19 protein-coding genes, 3 pseudogenes and 1 riboswitch are annotated in these 19,110 nt (G+C 69.9%); of the genes and pseudogenes, 14 read left to right on the top strand and 8 right to left on the bottom strand.

Annotated features, from left to right (window positions below):
* Window positions 1-69 precede the first annotated feature (69 nt).
* The 3 genes from Pph01_RS34470 to Pph01_RS34460 all read left to right on the top strand — a co-directional run bounded on the left by Pph01_RS34470 (window position 70) and on the right by Pph01_RS34460 (window position 1,934).
* A complete protein-coding gene (locus tag Pph01_RS34470) occupies window positions 70-1,032 on the top strand; it encodes a helix-turn-helix domain-containing protein (protein ID WP_239117230.1) in 963 nt (320 codons plus the stop codon).
* Window positions 1,033-1,122: 90 nt separating this feature from the next.
* Window positions 1,123-1,482 carry an ArsR/SmtB family transcription factor gene (locus tag Pph01_RS34465; RefSeq protein WP_204077395.1) on the top strand — a complete coding sequence of 120 codons (360 nt, stop codon included), beginning with the start codon at window positions 1,123-1,125 and terminating at the stop codon, window positions 1,480-1,482.
* Complete coding sequence (locus tag Pph01_RS34460) at window positions 1,479-1,934, top strand: SRPBCC family protein (RefSeq protein ID WP_204077394.1); 456 nt, start codon at window positions 1,479-1,481, stop codon at window positions 1,932-1,934. The genes Pph01_RS34465 and Pph01_RS34460 overlap by 4 nt, the downstream gene beginning before the upstream one ends.
* Window positions 1,935-2,026: 92 nt before the next feature.
* On the opposite strand, the gene recD2 is transcribed toward Pph01_RS34460, so the two are convergent.
* Window positions 2,027-4,273 (bottom strand): SF1B family DNA helicase RecD2, encoded by a 2,247-nt coding sequence (gene recD2 / locus Pph01_RS34455; RefSeq protein ID WP_204077393.1) that lies wholly within the window; start codon window positions 4,271-4,273, stop codon window positions 2,027-2,029.
* A 77-nt stretch (window positions 4,274-4,350) separates the two neighbouring features.
* A complete protein-coding gene (locus tag Pph01_RS34450; protein ID WP_204077392.1) occupies window positions 4,351-5,166 on the bottom strand; it encodes a helix-turn-helix domain-containing protein in 816 nt (271 codons plus the stop codon).
* 127 nt (window positions 5,167-5,293) lie between these two features.
* On the opposite strand from Pph01_RS34450, the gene Pph01_RS34445 reads away from it, so the two are divergent.
* Entirely contained in the window at window positions 5,294-6,646 is a 1,353-nt protein-coding gene (locus tag Pph01_RS34445) for a serine hydrolase domain-containing protein (protein WP_204077391.1), read from the top strand.
* Window positions 6,647-6,653: 7 nt separating this feature from the next.
* Here the strand turns inward: Pph01_RS34445 and Pph01_RS34440 are convergent.
* Window positions 6,654-7,115: pseudogene (locus Pph01_RS34440) on the bottom strand (response regulator transcription factor); the annotation flags it as partial.
* Window positions 7,114-7,605: pseudogene (locus Pph01_RS34435) on the bottom strand (ATP-binding cassette domain-containing protein); the annotation flags it as partial. The pseudogenes Pph01_RS34435 and Pph01_RS34440, both read right to left, overlap by 2 nt.
* Window positions 7,606-7,930: 325 nt before the next feature.
* Window positions 7,931-8,067, top strand: a riboswitch (cyclic di-AMP (ydaO/yuaA leader).
* A 14-nt stretch (window positions 8,068-8,081) separates the two neighbouring features.
* Here Pph01_RS34435 and Pph01_RS34430 point away from each other — a divergent pair.
* Window positions 8,082-8,750 carry a CHAP domain-containing protein gene (locus tag Pph01_RS34430; RefSeq protein ID WP_204077390.1) on the top strand — a complete coding sequence of 223 codons (669 nt, stop codon included), beginning with the start codon at window positions 8,082-8,084 and terminating at the stop codon, window positions 8,748-8,750.
* Between the two features lie 125 nt (window positions 8,751-8,875).
* Window positions 8,876-9,289, top strand: a complete 414-nt coding sequence (locus tag Pph01_RS34425) for an ArsR/SmtB family transcription factor (RefSeq protein WP_204077389.1) — start codon at window positions 8,876-8,878, stop codon at window positions 9,287-9,289.
* On the opposite strand, the gene Pph01_RS34420 is transcribed toward Pph01_RS34425, so the two are convergent.
* A complete protein-coding gene (locus tag Pph01_RS34420) occupies window positions 9,286-10,038 on the bottom strand; it encodes an SRPBCC family protein (protein ID WP_204077388.1) in 753 nt (250 codons plus the stop codon). The two genes, Pph01_RS34425 and Pph01_RS34420, sit on opposite strands and share 4 nt — an antisense overlap.
* A gap of 153 nt (window positions 10,039-10,191) precedes the next feature.
* Here Pph01_RS34420 and Pph01_RS34415 point away from each other — a divergent pair, with 153 nt between their 5' ends.
* From Pph01_RS34415 to Pph01_RS34405, 3 genes are all read left to right on the top strand, one after another.
* Window positions 10,192-11,448: an RNA polymerase sigma factor gene (locus tag Pph01_RS34415; RefSeq protein WP_204077387.1), complete on the top strand. Its 1,257-nt coding sequence runs from the start codon at window positions 10,192-10,194 to the stop codon at window positions 11,446-11,448.
* Window positions 11,449-11,563: 115 nt separating this feature from the next.
* Complete coding sequence (locus tag Pph01_RS34410) at window positions 11,564-11,929, top strand: VOC family protein (protein ID WP_204077386.1); 366 nt, start codon at window positions 11,564-11,566, stop codon at window positions 11,927-11,929.
* Window positions 11,926-12,888 carry an ADP-ribosylglycohydrolase family protein gene (locus tag Pph01_RS34405; protein ID WP_505866992.1) on the top strand — a complete coding sequence of 321 codons (963 nt, stop codon included), beginning with the start codon at window positions 11,926-11,928 and terminating at the stop codon, window positions 12,886-12,888. The genes Pph01_RS34410 and Pph01_RS34405 overlap by 4 nt, the downstream gene beginning before the upstream one ends.
* Before the next feature lie 93 nt (window positions 12,889-12,981).
* Here the strand turns inward: Pph01_RS34405 and Pph01_RS34400 are convergent, their stop codons facing one another.
* Window positions 12,982-13,461 (bottom strand): DUF302 domain-containing protein, encoded by a 480-nt coding sequence (locus Pph01_RS34400; protein WP_204077385.1) that lies wholly within the window; start codon window positions 13,459-13,461, stop codon window positions 12,982-12,984.
* A gap of 765 nt (window positions 13,462-14,226) precedes the next feature.
* Between Pph01_RS34400 and hemE the strand changes: the two genes are divergently transcribed.
* Window positions 14,227-15,345: a uroporphyrinogen decarboxylase gene (hemE, locus tag Pph01_RS34395; protein ID WP_204077384.1), complete on the top strand. Its 1,119-nt coding sequence runs from the start codon at window positions 14,227-14,229 to the stop codon at window positions 15,343-15,345.
* 50 nt (window positions 15,346-15,395) lie between these two features.
* Here hemE and Pph01_RS34390 read toward each other — a convergent pair.
* Window positions 15,396-15,566, bottom strand: a pseudogene (locus tag Pph01_RS34390) (ATP-binding protein); the annotation flags it as partial.
* A gap of 237 nt (window positions 15,567-15,803) precedes the next feature.
* Here Pph01_RS34390 and Pph01_RS34385 point away from each other — a divergent pair.
* The 4 genes from Pph01_RS34385 (at window position 15,804) to Pph01_RS34370 (ending at window position 18,783) form a co-directional block, all read left to right on the top strand.
* Window positions 15,804-16,445: a tetratricopeptide repeat protein gene (locus Pph01_RS34385; RefSeq protein ID WP_204077383.1), complete on the top strand. Its 642-nt coding sequence runs from the start codon at window positions 15,804-15,806 to the stop codon at window positions 16,443-16,445.
* Between the two features lie 159 nt (window positions 16,446-16,604).
* Window positions 16,605-17,003, top strand: a complete 399-nt coding sequence (locus tag Pph01_RS34380; RefSeq protein ID WP_204077382.1) for a VOC family protein — start codon at window positions 16,605-16,607, stop codon at window positions 17,001-17,003.
* Window positions 17,004-17,056: 53 nt separating this feature from the next.
* Window positions 17,057-17,395, top strand: coding sequence for a YciI family protein (locus tag Pph01_RS34375; RefSeq protein ID WP_239117228.1), 339 nt, complete (start codon window positions 17,057-17,059; stop codon window positions 17,393-17,395).
* Entirely contained in the window at window positions 17,392-18,783 is a 1,392-nt protein-coding gene (locus tag Pph01_RS34370; protein ID WP_239117227.1) for an RNA polymerase sigma factor, read from the top strand. Before Pph01_RS34375 ends, Pph01_RS34370 begins: the two co-directional genes overlap by 4 nt.
* A 20-nt stretch (window positions 18,784-18,803) precedes the next feature.
* Here the strand turns inward: Pph01_RS34370 and Pph01_RS34365 are convergent, their stop codons facing one another.
* A complete protein-coding gene (locus Pph01_RS34365) occupies window positions 18,804-19,097 on the bottom strand; it encodes a sulfurtransferase TusA family protein (protein ID WP_204077381.1) in 294 nt (97 codons plus the stop codon).
* Window positions 19,098-19,110 lie beyond the last annotated feature (13 nt).

The following is a 19,110-nucleotide window of genomic DNA, read 5'->3' as shown; positions in this document are numbered from 1 at the left end:
CGTACATCCTGATGAGGGCGGGTGTCTCCCGCGAGCGTCCGGAACGCCATGATCCGTACAATTCCGGACGTGGACACTGTCGCGCTGGCCGTCACCGACGGGATGCTGCATTTCGAGCTGTCTTTGGCGTACGAGGTCTTCGGGGCCGACATGACCAGCGTGGCCGACCCCTGGTACAGGTTCGTCGTCTGCGGTCCGGGCGCCGTGCGGGCCGGCCGGTTCCTGCTGGAGCCCGACTACGGCCTCGACCACCTCTCGCGCGCCGACACGGTGATCGTCCCGGGCTGGGCCGACTTCGATGTGGAGCCGCCCGACGACCTGGTCGACGCGGTGCGCGCGGCCCATGAGGCGGGTGCGCGCGTGGCCTCCCTCTGTACGGGCGCGTTCGTGCTGGCCGCCGCCGGTCTGTTGGACGGCAGGCGCGCGACCACGCACTGGGCGCACACCGAGGTCCTGGCCGCTCGTTACCCCCAGGTGACGGTGGACCCGGACGTCCTCTACGTGGACAACGGCAGCGTGCTCACCTCCGCGGGCAAGGCCGCCGCCATGGATCTGTGCCTGCACATCGTCCGGCTCGACCACGGCTCGTCGATCGCCAACACGGTCGCGCGCCGCCTGGTCGTGCCGCCGCATCGGGACGGCGGCCAGGCCCAGTTCGTCACCACCCCGGCGCCCGCCCCCGGCAACCACCCGCTCGCCGAACTGTTCCCCTGGGTGCTCGAGCGGCTCGACCATCCCCTGACCGTGGAGGACCTGGCCCGCCAGGCGCGGATGAGCTCGCGCAACCTGGGCCGTCACTTCAGGTCGGTGACCGGTACGACCCCGCTGCAATGGCTGCTGACTCAGCGGATCCGTCACGCCCAGGAGTTGCTGGAGACCACCGACGACGGCGTCGACGCCATCGCGGCGGCCACTGGCATGGGCACGGCCACGACGCTGCGCCGCCACTTCAACCGCACGGTCGGCGTGCCTCCGGACACCTACCGCCGCACCTTCCGCTCGCGGCCCCGCCCCGGCTCGTACGGACCCTGACCACGGCGTGAGTTCCAACCTCCGCGAACCATCCAGAAATAGTTAAGCAACTGCTTGACTATTGAGCCGCTCGAGGGGATGGTTAAGTACGTGCCTAACTATGAGTTGGACCGGATCTTCCAGGCGCTGGCGGACGAGACCCGCCGGAGCATGGTCGAGCGGCTGGTCCGCGGGCCGGCCTCGGTGAGCGACCTGGCCAGGCCCCTGGAGATGTCCCTGCCGGCGGTCATGCAGCATCTGCAGGTGCTCGAGGCGTGCGGACTGGTCAGGTCCGGCAAGTCGGGCCGGGTCCGCACGTGCCACATCCAGCCGGAGGGCCTACGGGCCGCGGAGGAGTGGATCGCGGGGCGGCGCACGTCCTGGGAACGCGGCCTCGACCGCCTCGGCGACTACCTGGCCGACACGCCACAGGCACCAGATCAGGCACCCGAGAACAGGAGCACATCATGAGCGACCGGTCGGTCATCAACACCACGTTCACCCTCGAGCGCGTCTACGACGCGTCACCGGCCCGCGTCTTCGCCGCCTGGGCCGACCCCGACGCCAAGGGCCGCTGGTTCGCCGGCCCCGCGGCCGAGCACGAGCTCGACTTCCGCGTCGGAGGCAGGGAGCTCGCCCGTGGACGCGGGGAGGACGGCTCGGTGCTGACGTTCGAGTCCGTGTATCACGACATCATCGCCGACCAGCGGATCGTCTGCGCCTCCGTCCTCATGTCGGGGGACGACGTGGCCACGGTGTCCGTCACGGCGGTGGAACTGTCCCCCGAGGGTGAGGGCACCCGGTTGGTGCTCACCGAGCAGGGCACGTTCCTCGACGGGCACGAGCAGCCGGCCTGGCGAGAGCAGGGGACGCTCGAACAGCTCACCGCGCTGGAGGCAGAACTCCGGCGTCAGGAGGCCTGACGGGCATCTCGGTGCGCGGCGTCATCGGGCGAGCTCCCCGGCGGCGGCGCGGATCTCATCCAGGAGCGCGGCCGGGCTCGTTGCCGCACCGGCTAGTCGAGGCGATGCGTCAGGCCGGTGTGCCTGCGACCCGCCCCCTTCGTCCGTACGGCCTGCGCGAGCGCGCGCCGGGAACCCACGATGACGACCAGTTTCTTCGCCCGCGTGATGGCGGTGTAGAGCAGATTGCGCTGCAGCATCATCCACGCGCTGGTCGCCAGCGGGATGACCACGGCCGGGTACTCGCTCCCCTGCGACCGGTGGATGCTGACCGCGTACGCGTGGGCGAGCTCGTCGAGTTCGTCGAAGGAGTAGTCGACGTTCTCGTCCTCGTCGGTGAGGACGGTCAGCTTGCTCTCCTCCGGCGACATGCCGGTGACCACGCCGACCGTCCCGTTGAACACCCCCGCGGCGCCCTTGTCGTAGTTGTTGCGCAGCTGGGTGACCTTGTCGCCCACGCGGAAGACGCGTCCGCCGTACCGGCGTTCCGGCATGCCCTCACGTGACGGCGTCAGCGCCTCCTGCAGGGCGATGTTGAGTGCGCCCGCGCCGGCGGCTCCGCGGTGCATCGGGGCGAGCACCTGGACGTCGCGCCGCGGGTTGAGGCCGAACTTCGCCGGAATCCGCCGTGCCACCACGTCGACCGTCAGGGAGGCGATCTCCTCCGGCTCCTCGCAGGGGAACAGGAAGAAGTCCGGGAAGTCCCGGACCAGTGGAGATTGACCGGTGTTGACCCGGTGGGCGTTGACCACCACGCCCGACTCCTGGGCCTGGCGGAAGATCTGCGTGAGCCGTACACGGGGGATCTCCGGAGCGGCCAGCAGGTCACGCAGGACCTCGCCCGCGCCGACCGAGGGGAGCTGGTCGACGTCGCCGACGAACAGCAGATGCGCCCCGGGCGCGACCGCCTTGGCCAGCTTGTTGGCGAGCAGCAGGTCGAGCATGGACGCCTCGTCGACGACGACCAGGTCGGCGTCGAGCGGATTGTCGCGGTCGAACGTGGCGTCGCCGCCCGGGCGCAGCTGCAGCAACCGGTGCACGGTGGTGGCCTCGTGGCCGGTCAGCTCGGCCAGCCGCTTGGCGGCGCGGCCCGTGGGGGCGGCGAGGATGACCTTGGCCCGCTTGGCCCGCGCCAGCGTGACGACGGAGCGGACGGTGAAGCTCTTACCGCAGCCGGGACCACCGGTGAGCACGGCGACCTTCTCCGTCAGCGCCAGCCGTACGGCCTGGGCCTGTTCGGGGGCGAGCTCGGAACCGGTCCTCCCGCGCAGCCAGTCGAGGGCGGCGGGCCAGTCGACGTCCGCGAACGCCTTCAGCCGGTCGTGGCCGGAGCCGAGCAGCCCGCGCAGGGTCCCCGCCAGCGAGAGCTCGGCGCGGTGGAAGGGCACCAGGTAGACCGCGGGCACGGAGCCCTCCCCCACGGGCACCTCCTCACGGACCACGCCCTCCTCGGCCACGAGCTCGTCGAGGCAGGTGGAGGTGAGGTCGGGCGCCACCTCGAGGATCTTCACGGCGTCAGCGACAAGGTTGGGCGCGGGGAGGTAGCAGTGGCCGTCGTCGGCCGCCTGCGACAGCGTGTAGCGCAGGCCGGCCTTCACCCGCTCCGGGCTGTCGTGCGGGATGCCCACCGCCTGGGCGATGGTGTCGGCGGTCTTGAACCCGATGCCCCACACGTCGTCGGCGAGCCGGTAGGGCTCCTTGCGTACCACGTCGATCGACTCGTCGCCGTACTGCTTGAAGATCCGCACCGCGATCGAGGTGGAGACGCCGACGCCCTGCAGAAAGATCATCACCTCTTTGATGATCTTCTGCTCCTCCCAGGCCGCGCCGATCATCTTCGTCCGCTTGGGGCCGAGTCCCGGCACCTCGACGAGTCGGGCCGGTTCCTCCTCGATGACCCGCAGGGTGTCGGTGCCGAAATGGTCCACGATGCGCTCGGCCATCTTGGGCCCGATGCCCTTGATCAGCCCCGAGCCGAGGTAACGCTGGATTCCCTGGATCGTGGCCGGCAGGACCGTGGTGTAGGACCACACCTCGAACTGCCTGCCGTACCGGGGATGGGAGCCCCACCGGCCGGTCAGCCGCAGCGACTCGCCGACCTGCGCACCGAGCAGCGGGCCGACGACGGTCAGCAGCTCGTTGCCCCCGCGCTCGGTGGCGACCCTGGCGATCGTGTAGCCCGTCTCCTCGTTGGCGTAGGTGATCCGTTCGAGGACCGCCTCGAGGACCGCGCCCGGCGGTCTGCCGCCCTCGGAGCCGGTGCCGGACCCGCCGGAGGGGCCGCCGGGAGGATTGGTCATGGACGGCATTGTCCCGCAGTGGCCGGGGACGCGCGCTCACCCGCCGAGGGCGAGTGCCGCCCGCGGCGCCTTCGCGATTACGGAGCCGCCGGTGAGGCGAGCAGACGCAGCCGCCGCTCCGACTTCGAGCCGGGATCGGCGTGGTAGGTGATCAGCATCTGACCGGCTGCGGCGAGGCCGAGCTTCTCATAGCGCAGGTCGAGAGGGCCGACCCTCGGGTGCAGCACCCAGGTCAGGCCGCTGGTCTTGTGCCGGACGTCGTGACGGGCCCACAACGTGCGGAAACGTTCGCTGCCCAGGCTCAGCTCCTCGATGAGGCCGGCCAGGCGCGGGTCGTCGGCGTGGGCCCCGATCACCGACCGCAGGTACGGCACGACCTTGGCGGTCATCTCGTCCCAGTCCCGGAAGAAGACGCGCATCTCCGGTTCGAGGAAGGCCGCCCGCAGGGTGTTGGAGCCGGGCGCGAAGTGGGGTGACAACGCCACTGCCATCGGGTTGGCCGCCAGGACGTCCCCGGTGCGGCCGTGGACGAACGCCGGTGTCGTCGTCCAGTTGGCGATCAGGTTCCGCACGCCGTCGGCGACCTGTTCGGGACGTTCCGGGCGGCGCCCGCGCGGCGCCGGACGCGCGAGGTCGTGCAGGTACGCCGAGGCCTCGGTGTCCAGCCGCAACGCCTTCGCGAGGCAGTCGAGGATCTGGCCGGACGGGTGGTGGTCGCGACCCTGCTCGAGCCGCAGGTAGTACTCGGTGCTGATCCCGGCCAGCAGGGCGACCTCCTCGCGCCGCAGGCCGGGCACCCGGCGCCGCTCCCCCTCGGGAAGGCCGACCTCGACCGGCCGGACGAGCTCGCGCCGCGTCCGCAGATATTCACCGAGTGCGCTGGTCACAGCCATGGCCCGATGTTATCCGGCGCGGACGGGCCCCCACCGGCCCCGCCTGCGACGGGATCGGCGCGAACCCGCGGCGGGGCTCCGCGAGGGCGTTAACCTGGAGCGATCACGATACGGGAGGGTCGCGAAGATGGTTCTGGAGGGCACGGCTCGCGCGTTGCTGCGGAGACTGGCGGTGGAGCAGGCGGAATCACGCGTTCCGTCGATGGTGGCGGCGCTGGTCCGGGAGGGCGAGGTCGCCTGGTTCGGCGGTCGCGGACGGGTCGGCGGGGAGCGGCCCGGCGAGGACACGCAGTACCGCATCGGATCGATCACCAAGAGCATGGTCGCGGTCCTGATCATGCGCCTGCGCGACGAGGGACATCTCGACCTGCTCGATCCCCTGGACAAGCACCTGCCGGGAACGCCGGTCGGCGACGTGACGATCGCCCAGCTGCTGTCCCACACCGCCGGGCTGACCGCCGAGTCGCCGGGCGAGTGGTGGGAGCGCACCCCCGGAGTCCCCGCGGCCGAGCTCATCGGCGCCCTCGGAGCGGAGTCGGCCCGGCACCGGCCCGGCCGCCGCTACCACTACTCGAACGTCGGCTTCGCCCTGCTCGGCGAGATCGTCGCGCGCAGGCGCTCGGCCCCGTGGGAACAGGCCCTGCAGGAGGAGGTCCTGGAGCCGCTCGGCATGCGCGACACCACCACGCGTCCGCGCCCGCCGCACGCGACCGGCTTCGCCGTGCACCCCTGGGCCGACGTGCTGCTTCCCGAGCCGGAGAACGACCACGGGGCCATGGCTCCGGCCGGTCAGCTCTGGTCGACGGCGACCGACCTCGCCCGGTGGGCGGCGTTCGTCGGCGGCGACACCGGCGGCGTGCTGCGGCCCGAGACGGTCGCCGAGATGCGCGAGCCGGCCGCCGTCGAGGACGGAGACTCCTGGACGCGGGGGTACGGTCTCGGCCTGCAGCTGAGCCGGTACACCGGGCCGGCAGGCTCCCGCAGGCTCGCCGGGCACACCGGGTCGATGCCGGGCTTCCTGGCCACCGTCTGGGCCGATCCGGCGGACGGCACGGGCGTCCTGTTCCTTGCGAACACCACCTCGGGGGTGCGCGCCTCGCTTCTGACCGACCTGCTGGACATCCTGGCCAAGCACGAGCCGCCGTTGCCGGCGGAATGGTCGCCGGCCCCGGCCGACGACGACCTGCTGGCGCTGACCGGGCCGTGGTTCTGGGGTCCGACGGCGTACGTCTGCCGCGTGCTGCCGCAGCGGGGGCTGTCGCTCACCCCCGTGAACGGGCAGGGCCGGGCCTCGCGCTTCGCCGCCCAGGCCGACGGCACCTGGTTCGGGCTGGACGGCTACTACGCGGGCGAGACACTGCGGGTCGTCAGGACCGCGGGCGGCGCGCACCTGGACCTCAACACGTTCGTCTTCACGCGGGAGCCGTACGACACGGCCGCTCCGGTGCCGGGAGGCGTCGACCCGCAGGGCTGGCGCTGACGGCACCTCAGCCGTCGAGATACCGCAGGATGGCGAGCACCCTGCGGCTGTAGCTGGGATCACGCGGCAGGTCGAGCTTGTCCATGATGGCGTTGACGTGCTTTTCGACGGTGCTGAGAGACACGTGCAGGCGTTCGGCGATCGCCGCGTTGACGTAGCCCTGCGCGAGGTGTCTCAGCACCTCGGTCTCGCGCAGGCTCAGCCCGCTCAGCGGGTCGGCGTGGGTGGTGCGGGCGAGCAGTTGGCGGACGACCTCGGGGTCGAAGACCGTCTCGCCCGCACGCACCCGCGTGAGGGAGTCCAGGAAGTCGGAGACTTCGGAGACCCGGTCCTTGAGCAGGTAACCCAGCCCTCCGCCGGTGCCCGCCAGGAGCGTGGCCGCGTACGTCTTCTCCACGTACTGCGACAACACGAGCACGCCGACGTCCGGCCGGCGTTCGCGGATCTCCAGTGCCGCCCGCACCCCTTCGCACGCCGTCCGGATCGAGGCCGTTGACGGGTTCGTCGAACATCAGCACCTCGGGGTCGCCCAGCAGTGCGGCCGCGATGCCGAGGCGCTGGCTCATCCCCAGGGACAGGGCTCCGACGCGCCTGCGCGCCGCGTCCGCCAGCCCGACCGTCTCCAGGACCTCCGCCACGCGGCGGCGCGCGATCCCGTTGCTGCGTGCCAGCGCCGTCAGGTGGGCGTGCCCGCTGCGTCCGGGATGCAGCGCGCGGGCGTCAAGGAGCGCGCCGACCTTCCGCAGAGGGTTCCTGATCCGGTGGTACGGCACGCCGCCGATCAGGGCGGTGCCCGCGGTGGGATGGTCGAGCCCGAGGACGAGTCGCATCGTCGTCGATTTGCCCGCGCCGTTGGGGCCGAGGAATCCGGTGACCGTACCGGGTCTGACATCCAGGGTCAGGTCGTCGACGACCATCCGGTCTCCGTAGCGTTTGCACAATCCGTTGAGACTGATCACGCCGGTCAACGCTAGGCACGCGGCCGGGCGACGACCATGGAGGCGAACCTCCGACTCCGATGGCGGAAAACCGTAAAACGCGGGCCTGCTGAGGGGCGATCCCTCGGCGCTTTACCCGATTCCCCTTGCCCGGCGGACGGGGCGGACGATCTGCCACGTCCGATCGTCCGGGCGTTTACCCAACCCCTGACAGGTAAAATCTGACTTGCCCTTACTTGACCGGTATGGATGCGTCTATTACCTTTTAGGTAACTCAAGGCATACCTGTCCGTTTCATTAGGAAAAATCAGGTTTGCCCATCGGATGACGGTCCTTCCGACAAGGGAGACCGTCACCGCCGAGTCCGCGTCAACGCGGAGCCGGGGACCCACCTCTCCTGGGGTGAATCGGCACATCTCGTGCCGTAGGGCGCCTTCCAGCCCGAACCCGTCAGCTAACCCGGTAGGCGGATTGGAAGCAAGGGAGTAGACCCCAGCATGCGAGCCCTGAAGACCTGTATTCGCGCTGCCCTAGTGACCGGCGCCCTCGCTTCTGCGGTGGCGGTCGGACCGGTGGCGGCAACGGCTCACGCCCAGAGCGCCGACCACATCGTGGCCGGCGGCACGACGCCTCTGGCCAAGGAGGCGGCGGGGCTGCCCAAGGTCAGCCCGTCTCAACTGCTGAAGCTGGCAGAAAGCCAGGTCGGCGTGCGTGAGAACGCCCTCGGCGGCGGCACGAAGTTCCAGGCCTGGTACATGTCCTCGCCACGCGCGAAGGAGACCATGGCCCGCGACGGCGGGGCCCTGGCCGACTACGCCAACGCTCCCTGGTGCGACATGTTCGTCTCCTGGGTCGGCAACCAGCTCGGCATCCGCCCGGTCATGGGATGGGACGCCTACACCGTCGCGCACGCGCGGTGGTTCGCGCAGAACAACCGGTGGGGCGCCGTGCCCAAGCCGGGCGCAGTGGTGTTCTTCAGCTGGAGCGGCAGCAAGAGCATCGACGGGATCGACCACGTCGGCTTCGTCATCAAGGACAACGGCGACGGAACGATCAAGACGGTTGAGGGCAACACGGGCAACGGCGCCGTGGAGATCCGCACCCGGCCAACCTCGAGCGTCACCGGCTACGGCTACCCGTACTACACGGCGAGCGACAGCGCCTGATCGGATCCGATCGGATCACGGACGAAGCGCGCCCGGAATCACTCCGGGCGCGCTTTGCCTGTTTCCGGGCCGGACGGCAAGTTTCGAAGTTGATTTATATAAGCCGCAACTGAGACGCTGCGTTCATGCACGCGTTCGACGTTCTCGGAGACCCGGTGAGGCGGCGGATCCTGGAACTGCTCGCAGGCGGCGAGCGCTCGGCCGGTGAGATCGGCGCGATCGTCCAGGACGAGTTCGGAATCTCCCAGCCCGGGGTGTCGCAACACCTGCGCGTGCTCAGGGAGAGCGGGTTCGCCACCGTGCGGGCCGCCGGCACACGACGCCTCTACGCCGTCGACCCCGCGCCCTTGCAGGAGGTCGACGTGTGGCTGGGGCCCTTCCGCCGGTTCTGGACCCAGCGGCTCGACGCGCTCGGCACCGAGATCGCCCGGGGTCGCCGGGCCCGCCGTACGGCAGGCGAGGCGGCCGGGAGCACGGACAGGGAGACGTCCGGGGAGACGGGCGGCTCCCCGGACGACGGGACATCGGTCACTCCCTAGGCGAACACCCTGTCCAGCCAGGACTGCCAGGCCTGCTGGGCCGGTTCGGGGTCCACGTCCGAATAGATGTGGTGCCCGAGGACCACCACGTCCCCGCGCAGCGGCCCGGAGTGGATGAAACGGTAGAGCCCGTCGGCGGACCGCACGCCGATGAAGGTGGGCAGGCCGTCGTAGTCGACGACCCCCTCGACCGGCGGTGCCCCGTCGATCGTCAGGTGCACCCGGTCGCCCACAGCGATCTCGTCGGTCACGCCGAGCTCCGCCTTGATCGCGGTCCATGCCTTGTCGCGATCGGCCGCCTGCGGCTTGATGATCGTGACCACGGCCGCGCGGCGGCCGGGGAAGTGCGCGAGGTACTGGGCCAGGCTGTGGAGGTAGACGTCCCAGCCTTCGTTCAGCGCGTCGTACTCGGTCTCCCAGTCGCCGCCGAGCACTCCGCTCTGGACCATCCGCAGCACGGTGCTGCCACCGGCACGCCCCTCGATGAGGTACTCGAAGGCCATGAACGCGCCGTCGTCCCCGACGGGGCTGCGGTGAGCGAGCCGTTTCATGGGCTCCCACGCCGTGATCGTGGACTCGTCGGTGTGCCCCGCGATGGTCATCCGGACCGCGCCGCCTTCGTGCGGTTCGATCTCGTTGCGGCCCATGAACCAGGAGTCGACTCCCGGGCCGGTGGCGATGGCGTCCCACACCTGTTCGGGGGTCGCGTCCAGCTCGATTTCCTTGCGCAGCTCGAACTCGTGACCCATCGCGGACTCCCCGTCCTCATAGTGGTTGCCCGGCCGGGACGACCCCGGCCGGGGATGCGCGGGAACCCCCGCCCGGAAGCGGGTAGCTTGGCATCCCGACACAGACACTGGCATACGCGCGGGGACAGTGCGGGCGTTCATGGGGGCGGAGCGATGAGCGCGGACGGGGGCGTCACACCGGCCGTCGAGGAGACGCTCCGCGAGCTCACGCCCCAGGTCCTCGGCGCGCTCGTGCGGCGCTACGGGCACTTCGACGCGTCCGAGGACGCGGTGCAGGAGGCGCTGCTGGCCGCCGCGGTCCAGTGGCCGGACCAGGGCATGCCCGACAATCCCCGGAGCTGGCTGATCACGGTCGCGTCGCGCCGGCTGACCGACGAACTGCGCAGCGACGAGGCGCGCAGCCGGCGGGAGGTCGCCGTCGCCACCATGGCGCCCGCTGACGATCTCCTCACCCCCTCGCCCGAGGACGGACCGCCCCTCGACCAGGACGACACGCTCACCCTGCTGTTCCTGTGCTGCCATCCCGCCTTGTCCGCCGCGTCCCAGGTCGCGCTCACGCTACGCGCCGTGGGCGGCCTGACCACCGCACAGATCGCCCGGGCCTTCTTGGTGCCCGAGGCGACCATGGGACAGCGCGTCAGCCGGGCCAAGCAGCGCGTCAAGACCGCCGGCACCGGGTTCACCATGCCGCCGCAGAGCGAATGGGACGAACGGCTGCGCGTGGTGCTGCACGTTCTCTACCTGATCTTCAACGAGGGGTACACCACCACCTCCGGCCCCGATCTGCACAGCGTCGAACTGACCGGCGAGGCGGTCCGCCTGACGCGTGCCGTACGGCGTCTGCTGCCGGACGACGGCGAGGTGGCGGGCCTGCTCGCGCTCATGGTGCTGACCGACGCGCGGCGCCCGGCCCGGACGGGGCCCGGCGGGGAGCTGATCCCGCTGGCGGATCAGGACCGGGCGTTGTGGAATTCCGAGTTCATCCGGGAGGGTGTCGAACTCGTCACCCAGGCGCTGTCCCGGACGTCGCTCGGGCCGTACCAGATCCAGGCCGCGATCGCCGCGGTCCACGACGAGGCCCCGCGGGCGGAGGACACCGACTGGCCGCAGATCCTCGCGTTGTACCGGCTGCTCGATCGGATCTCCCCCAACCCGATGGTGACGCTCAACCAGGCCGTCGCCGTCGCCATGGTGGACGGCCCTCGTGCCGGTCTCGAACTGCTGGCAGAGCTGGATGCCGACGACAGGATGGCCGGGCATCACCGACTCGACGCCGTCCGTGCTCACCTGCTGGAGATGGCCGGCGACCGGGACGGCGCCCGCGCGGGATATCGCGCCGCGGCGCGGCGGACCACCAGCCTCCCCGAGCGGCGTTACCTCGAGGACCGGGCCGCCCGGCTGCCTTCCTGACGCGCGCAAGGCCGGCGAAAGATCATCGGGCATTCCACCGATGATGCCCGAGCAGCGGGAGATCGGGATAGCGTGGTGTGCCCCACGATCGGCCCGGCACCTGGAACGGAGCGGCATGTTCGAGCACACCAGGGCGTTCAGCGGATTCTCCGTGGACGACATCCCGGCGGCGAAACGGTTCTACGGCGAGACCCTCGGGATTCCGGTCTCCGAGGAACACGGCATGCTCACGCTGCACATCGCCGGGGACCGAGACACGCTGATCTACCCCAAGCCGGACCACACGCCGGCGACGTTCACGATCCTCAACTTCCCCGTCGACGACATCGAGTCCGCCGTGGACGCGCTGGCGGCGCGGGGAGTCCGCTTCGAGACCTACGAAGGTTCGGACGACAAGGGGATCTTCCGCCGTGTCGGGCCGCCCATCGCCTGGTTCAAGGACCCCGCCGGCAACATTCTGTCGGTGCTCCAGCAGAGTTGAGCCCGCCCTCCCCGTCCGGCACAGGGAACCCCGATCTGGTCCGGCGCGCCGCCGGTGCGGTGATCGGTTCCGCAGTGGGCGACGCGCTCGGTGCGCCTTTCGAGTTCGGGCCGGCGGGAGCGTTCTCCGGGCGCTTCCCCGCTTCCGAACCGAGCAGCGAGATGCGCGGCGGCGGTGGTTGGGACGCCGGTGAGGCCACGGACGACACACAGATGGCCGTACTGGTCGCGGAATCACTGCTGGAGCGACATGGTCTGGACCTCCCCGACATGTTCACCCGCTTCCAGAGATGGGCGGCAGCGGACCCGAAGGACATCGGGCTGCAGACCGAGGACGTCCTGACCAACGGCCTGCCCTGGGACCGCGCCGCGGCACATCACTTCCGAACCAATCGGCGTGCGGCGGGCAACGGCTCTTTGATGAGAGCGACCACCTCCGCGGTCTACTTCGCTCGTGGGGGCCGGGAGGCCACCATGGACGCCGCCCGCCGCATCGCCGCCCTCACTCACGGCGACCCCGCCGCCTGGGAGGGCACCGCCCTCTTCCATGAACTGGTGCGGGTGGCGTTGGGCGGCGCCGATCCGCTCGCCGCCCTTCCCGCCGCACTCGCCCTCGTCCATCCCGATCACCGCGACCGGTACGCGACGGTTCTGGCCGACGACTGGCACCCCGATCAGGCGACGCAATTCAACGGCGCCGTATGGCCCTGCCTGGGCTCCGCCGTCTGGGCCGTCCGCACCACGACCTCCTATGAGGACGCGGTCCGCGCGGCGGTGGATCTCGGCGGCGACACCGACACCGTGGCCGCGGTCGCGGGCGGCCTCGCGGGCGCCTTTTACGGGGTCGACGCCATCCCCGGCCGCTGGACCGCACCTCTGCACGTTCCCCTGCCGGGTTTCGACGGCCGCGTGCTGAGGGCCCCGGATCTCTCGGATCTCGCACGACGCCTCGCGAGCTGAACGAGGTCGCTCCGATCACGGGTACAGGCGTCTACCGGCACGGCGATCCAAGGATCGTGAACCAGGTGCGGGTCGGCCTGCCTGGGCCCGCCTTCAGACGAGCGCGGCCGGGACAGGAATGTCGAGGTACTCCAGCAGGTCGGCGAGATCCCGGTCGAGTTCGAGGCCGACATCGGTGATTTCCGGGCTGCCGAAGCTGGAGAAGTGGCTGCTGGGCTGTTCCACCGAGAACCAGGTCTCCCCCTCGGCGTCCTCGTAGATGGCCGTGCGGAGCGGGGCGTACAGCAGGATGGCCGGGTTGTGGTGGAACATCCGCTGGGCGATCGTGTGGTTGCCCATCAGGTATTCGACGCAGCGCAACCGGTCCCCCGCGAGCCGCAGCAGCGAGTTGAAGTCGCCCGTCCAGTAGATGATGAAGTGATGCGGCGCGTTCTCGGCCGTCGCCTGGAGGACGGTGTCCCAGTCGACCTCGTTCTCGACGAACCGATTGAAGCGCTCGGCGTCGAACGTGGGAACGGCCCGTTCATAGCGGGCGCGGAAGGTGTCGAACGGCTCGCCGACCGCGATGGACATGCGATTCACCCGATGCGGCACGGTTTCGATTCTGTTGTGCACCGACTGGCTCATGGTTCCTCCGACTCCTTGGTCCACGTCCAGGCGGGCTCGGGCGACACAGATCGCTCGGAGCGGGGTGAACCAGGCTGATTGTCGATATGACGAGGGAGTGACCTGCGTATTCGCAGGCAGCGGCACATGTGGAGCCGACCCTGAAGGCGGGGCTCACCAGCGTTGTTATGTGACCCCTCGGCCGTCTGAAACGTCCAACCGGCCGACCCTTTGCGGGGCGTGGTGGTGTTTTTACGATGTCGCGGCCGATGTGAGAACAGACTGCCGATCCAGGCAAGGAGTGACATGAGCATCCTTCACTCAGATCGGCATGGCACGCTAGGGTCATCAATCCCGATTCGTTCATGATCATCCCCAATGTGTTCGCTTGTCCTGCGTCGGCTTGGGTCGTGCCGAAGCAGGGGCCGGCGTGGGGACCGCGGCGGTGATGTCGATGTTCATCGGGGAAGCACATCCTGCCCCTACGGACGTGGGGAGCAGCCATTCGCCGACCAGAGCAAGTGCGCGGAGACCGGCTCACGCCCACGGTCGTGGGGAACAGGATGAGAACCCGAGCCCGGTGATTTTGTCAAGCTGTTCTGGCCCAGAGGCCGAGGTCGGCGTGGGCCGTGGGCGGGCCGGCTTGGATAGGCTGTCAGCGCGTCCTCGCCACGGGTGGGGTTGTGCTGATCGGGCTGGTCGAAGCCCGGGTCTCTGAAAGATCGGAAGAGCGTGGAAGCCGCTACGCGGGGTGACGTTGATCTGGATCGCGTATCGGCTGGAACGCGGTCGAAGAAGCTGCTGTTGCGTGCGCTCGCGGGCGAGCGGACAGAGCGGCCACCGATCTGGTTGATGCGGCAGGCCGGACGCTATCTGCCGGAGTATCACCGTGTGCGCGAGGCTGCCGGTGGGATGGTGGGGCTGTGCAACTCGCCCGAGCACGCGGTCGAAGTCACCCTGCAGCCGATCCGACGTTTCCCGCTGGATGCGGCGATCCTGTTCGCGGATCTTCCGCAGATCGCGGCCGCGCTCGGCCAGAGCTTGGAGTATCTGGTCGGTGATGGCCCGGTTCTGACGCCCCCGATCCGTTCGGCATCGGACATTACCGAGTTCTTGAGCGCGTCTGGCCTCCATGAGGAGTTGGCCCCGATTTACGAGACGGTCCGGCAACTCACGAGGGCTCTGCCTGAGGAGGTGGCGTTGATTGGCTATGCCGGTGCGCCTTGGACGGTCGCGACGTACATGGTCGAGGGGCGCGGGGGTGGCAGCTCGGAGCATGCCGTTGTCAAGCAGTGGGCGCTGAGCGACCCGGCGAGCTTCCAACCCTTGATCGACTTGCTGACTGCGGCCATCATCGAGTTCCTGGACCGTCAGATCCAGGCCGGTGCCGAGGCGATCCAGTTGTTCGAGAGCTGGGCTGGGATACTCCCGGACCCGTTCTTCCAACGCTGGTGTGTCAAGCCGGTTGCCGCTATCGTCGCGGCGCTGAAGGCGAAGCACCCTGGTGTTCCCATCATCGCTTTCCCGCGTGGTGCTGGGCTCGCGTACGACGGCTTTGTCCAGGCCACCGGTGTGGACTGCGTCGGGCTCGACTCGACGGTTCCGCTGGAATGGGCTGCGCAGAAAGTACAAGGCGAACTGGGCCGGTGTGTGCAGGGCAACCTCGATCCTCAGCTCCTGGTCGCGGGCGGCCCGGCGCTGGAAGTCGAAACCCGCCGCATCCTGCACACTCTCGGCAGTGGCCCCTTCGTGTTCAATCTCGGACACGGCATCGTCAAGACCACGCCTCCGGAGCATGTTGCTGCGCTTGCCCAGCAGGTACGGTCCTGGGCCGCACCCCTGGCGTATTAGGAGCGAATGGGGTCCGGTCGCGGCGGCACTGGTAGGGCTCTGGGCCTGCTCTAGGCGATCATCTCCTGCCTGGTATGGGCGAGCCGGTAGGAGTCGGTGCCGGTTTCGATGATGGTGCCGTGGAAGGTGAGCCGGTCCACGATCGCGGCGCACATCCTGGGGTCGGTGAAGGTCTTTGTCCAGTAAGAGAAGCTCTCGTTGGAACCGACCGCGATACTCGCCTTCTCCTCTCTCTAGGTGAGAACCTGGAAGAGCGACTCGGCCCCGTAACCGGGGAGGCCCAACGGGAACCGGGCCGCCATCGCCGCGATCTTGTCGCGATTGACGCCTCGCCGACCCACGCGTCACAGTGCACACTGACGTCGGCCGCCGACGGTGGGCTTCCGGCTCGCTCCGACGAAGCCCTGGGGCGGCCGGACACGTTCGGCGCCGCATTGCTCTGAAAGGCGGGGTTGACGATGAGCGCTGAGGATCGGATCGAGCGGTCCAGACTGCTCTACGAACAGTTCGTGTTCGGCGGCGACGCCACCGCGTTGGCGAGCGCCGAGCGAGAACTCGACGCGGTCGAGGCCGCTCTCGCCGTGGCCCGTGGCCGCGTGATGCACGGCCGGTTCCTCGCGGAGGGACACGAGGATCCGCAGGAGTTGCCGTCGTTCGAACGCGCGGCCCAGCTTTACCGGACGCTCGGCGACGTTCGCGGAGAGGCCGAGTCGCTGTTCTGGATCGGCACCTTCCACCAGGTGGTGCGGCACGACAACGACGCCGCGGTTCCCGTGTTCGAGCGGTCCCGCGAGCTCGCCGCGCATGCCGGAGATCCGCACATCCTGTCCTACGTGCTCCGGCACCTCGGCATCGCCGCGCACGCCGGGGGCCGATTGGATGAGGCGCGTGGGTGGTTGGAGGAGTCGGCGCGACTTCGTCGGCAGCTCGGGTTCTTGCCCGGTGTCGCCGCGAACATGGTCGGGTTGGCGTACATCGCCGCCGCACAGGGCCGCCGCGAAGACGCGGTGGCGCTGCTCGACGAAGCCGGCGCCATCGCCGAGGCCGACAGTGCCCACGGCATCGCGCGACAAGTCGAGGAAGCGCGGGCCTTTCTGTAGAGACGAGGAGTCGTCGCGACATGGCGAGGACGGCTGAAGAAATTCGGACCGCCAGGTGTCGTATCGGGGCATGTCCCGATCGTCGTGTTGGTGAATGACCCCGGCCCCGCCTCCGCGGCGGTGCCAGGGCCCGTACGACCAGACGACAGGAGCCCGATCATGCATCCGACGCTCAACACCATCGACATCGTGGTGTCCGACCTGCAGGCCTCGATCGCCTTCTACGCCCGGCTCGGGCTGGAGTTCAAGATCGATGAGCATTCGCCCGAGCACGCCGGCTGCGACCTGCCCGGCGGCCTGCACGTGATGCTGGACACCGAGAACTTCCGCACCCCGTTCCTGCCCGGCTGGACGAAGCCGACCGGTGGGCCGCGCACCCTGCTCTGCTTCGAGTTCGAGGATCCGGCCGGTGTGGATTCGGCCTATGCCGGGCTGGTCGCGGCCGGATACCAGGGGCTGGCCGAGCCGTTCGACGCGTTCTGGGGGATGCGGTATGCCACGGTGGCAGACCCCGACGGCAACGGCGTCGACCTGTACGCGTCCCTTCCGGTCGGCTGACCCCCGGTGGGACAGACGGCAGGCAGACCATCAAGGATCAGGAGGTTCAGAGCGTGAAATACGTGCTGATGTTCGTCGAGACCGAACAGTTCGCCCGCCAACTGGAGGAGATGGGCGAACTGGAGCTGCGCCAGGCGTATGAGGCGGTGGGCCAGTGGTTCACCGAGCACGCCGACAAGATCACTCACCATGCGCATCTGGCGCCGGTGCACACCGCCACCACCATGCGCCTGGACGGTGCCGAGCCGGTGATCACCGACGGGCCGTTCGTGGAGGGCAAGGAGGTGGTCAGCGGGTTCGCCGAGGTCGAGGTGGCCGATCTGGACGAGGCCCTGAAGATCGCCCGCTCCTGGCCGGCGTGCCCGATCGTGGAGATCCGCCCTCTCTCATGAGCACGACAGGCCAGAGCGGCGACGGGTCCGCACCGGGGTCGGCGGGTGATGTGCCCGCCGACCTGCCCGGTCACGACCCCCGTCACGACCCCCGTCACGACCCCCGTCACGATCCCGGTGGGAATCCCGGATGGGGTCGTGACCGGGATGACGGCAGCGGAGACCGCGGCGAGGGCCGTGACGGCGGGCTCGGCGCGCGGAGCGAGCAGGTGCTGGCCGGCGTGGTGCGCGAACACGCGAGCCGGCTCGCGGCCGCCCTGATCTCGCTGCTGGGCGACTTCTCCGCGGCCGAGGACCTGGTGCAGGACGCCGTCGAGACCGCGCTGCGCCGCTGGCCGGTCGAGGGCATCCCGCAGCGGCCACAGGCGTGGCTGTACACGGTCGCGCGTCGACGGGGCCTGGACGTGCTGCGCCGGGAGTCGAACTACCGCGCCAAGCTCGCCGAACTACGCTGGCCGGAGGCGGCGCCGACTGACGACCGGCTGCGGCTGATCTTCACCTGCTGCCACCCGGCTTTGGCGCCTGAGGCGCAGATCGCCCTCACGCTGCGGGTGGTGTGCGGGCTGTCGACCGCGCAGATCGCCGCGGCGTTCGTGGTGCCGGAGCCGACGGTGGCACAGCGCATCACCCGGGCGAAGAAGAAGATCGGCCAGGCCGGGATCCCGTACCGGATCCCGGCCGATGAGGAGCTGCCCGGGCGGCTGCGCTCAGTGCTGGCGGTCGTCTACCTGCTGTTCAACGAGGGCTATCTGTCCAGCACGCCCGAACACGCCCAAGCCCGGGACCTGGTTGACGACGCCGAATGGCTGGCCGCGCTGCTGGCCCAGCTGGCGCCGGCCGAGCCGGAGGTGGCCGGGCTGCTGGCACTGATCCGGCTGCACCGGGCGCGTGGCGCGGCCCGTTTCGACGAGCGCGGCCGCCTGGTGCTGCTGGCCGATCAGGACCGCACCCGCTGGGACAGGCAGGCGATCGAGCAGGCTGCCGCGCTGCTGACGCGGGCGGCCCGCGCGCACCGTCGGCCCGGGCCGTACCAGGTGCAGGCGGCGATCGCGGCCTGCCATGCTGAGGCGGCCTCCTTCGAGGAGACCGACTGGGCGCAGATCCTGGTGCTCTACGACATGCTGACGTACCTGGCGCCCTCGCCGGTCACCCGGATGCACCGGGCCGTCGCCCTGCGCCACGTGCACGGAGCCGAGGCGGCGCTGGCCGAACTGCAGGAACTGGAGCACGACCTGGCCCGCTACGGCCTGTGGCACGCCACCCGCGCAGAACTGCTGCGCGAGCTCGGCCGCGCCGACGAGGCGCGCGCCTGCGACGAACAGGCGCTGGCGCTGACCGTCAACCCGGCTCAGCAGGCACTGCTGAGCGAGCGGCTGCGCTGGGGATGAGCATCACCGGCGGACCGCTTTCAGCGGCCGCCGGCATGCCACGGGGCGTCCGGGTCCACCGGGCGGGCCTGTCCGCTCACCTGTAGGGCGTAGGTCGGGCGGTCGCGACCTGGCACCTGCCCGAGGTAATGGTGGCCGGTCAGGTGACACCACGCGGGCAGGTCGATCGGCGCGGCCGGATCGGTGGCGATCAGGTGCACCACGCTGCCTGTGCGCAGGTCCGCCATCAGGCGGGACAGCCGGATGAGCAGCAACACGCAGCGTTGGTCGCCGCCGTCCAGGACGATGGGCTCCTCGCCGTCGGTGCCGGTCATGCGGCGACGGCGT

The sequence above is a fragment of the Planotetraspora phitsanulokensis genome, assembly GCF_016863295.1.
GTDB lineage: Bacteria > Actinomycetota > Actinomycetes > Streptosporangiales > Streptosporangiaceae > Planotetraspora > Planotetraspora phitsanulokensis.
Note: the sequence above shows the minus strand (reverse complement) of the source record. Positions and strands in the feature narration are given on the sequence as shown.

Coding starts and splice junctions, on each gene's coding strand:
- Pph01_RS34460 (WP_204077394.1), top strand. CDS start 1,479: ATGAGCGACCGGTCGGTCATCAACACCACGTTCACCCTCGAGCGCGTC.
- recD2 (WP_204077393.1), bottom strand. CDS start 4,273: ATGACCAATCCTCCCGGCGGCCCCTCCGGCGGGTCCGGCACCGGCTCC.
- Pph01_RS34450 (WP_204077392.1), bottom strand. CDS start 5,166: ATGGCTGTGACCAGCGCACTCGGTGAATATCTGCGGACGCGGCGCGAG.
- Pph01_RS34445 (WP_204077391.1), top strand. CDS start 5,294: ATGGTTCTGGAGGGCACGGCTCGCGCGTTGCTGCGGAGACTGGCGGTG.
- Pph01_RS34430 (WP_204077390.1), top strand. CDS start 8,082: ATGCGAGCCCTGAAGACCTGTATTCGCGCTGCCCTAGTGACCGGCGCC.
- Pph01_RS34425 (WP_204077389.1), top strand. CDS start 8,876: ATGCACGCGTTCGACGTTCTCGGAGACCCGGTGAGGCGGCGGATCCTG.
- Pph01_RS34420 (WP_204077388.1), bottom strand. CDS start 10,038: ATGGGTCACGAGTTCGAGCTGCGCAAGGAAATCGAGCTGGACGCGACC.
- Pph01_RS34415 (WP_204077387.1), top strand. CDS start 10,192: ATGAGCGCGGACGGGGGCGTCACACCGGCCGTCGAGGAGACGCTCCGC.
- Pph01_RS34410 (WP_204077386.1), top strand. CDS start 11,564: ATGTTCGAGCACACCAGGGCGTTCAGCGGATTCTCCGTGGACGACATC.
- Pph01_RS34400 (WP_204077385.1), bottom strand. CDS start 13,461: ATGTCCATCGCGGTCGGCGAGCCGTTCGACACCTTCCGCGCCCGCTAT.
- Pph01_RS34385 (WP_204077383.1), top strand. CDS start 15,804: ATGAGCGCTGAGGATCGGATCGAGCGGTCCAGACTGCTCTACGAACAG.
- Pph01_RS34380 (WP_204077382.1), top strand. CDS start 16,605: ATGCATCCGACGCTCAACACCATCGACATCGTGGTGTCCGACCTGCAG.
- Pph01_RS34370 (WP_239117227.1), top strand. CDS start 17,392: ATGAGCACGACAGGCCAGAGCGGCGACGGGTCCGCACCGGGGTCGGCG.
- Pph01_RS34365 (WP_204077381.1), bottom strand. CDS start 19,097: ATGACCGGCACCGACGGCGAGGAGCCCATCGTCCTGGACGGCGGCGAC.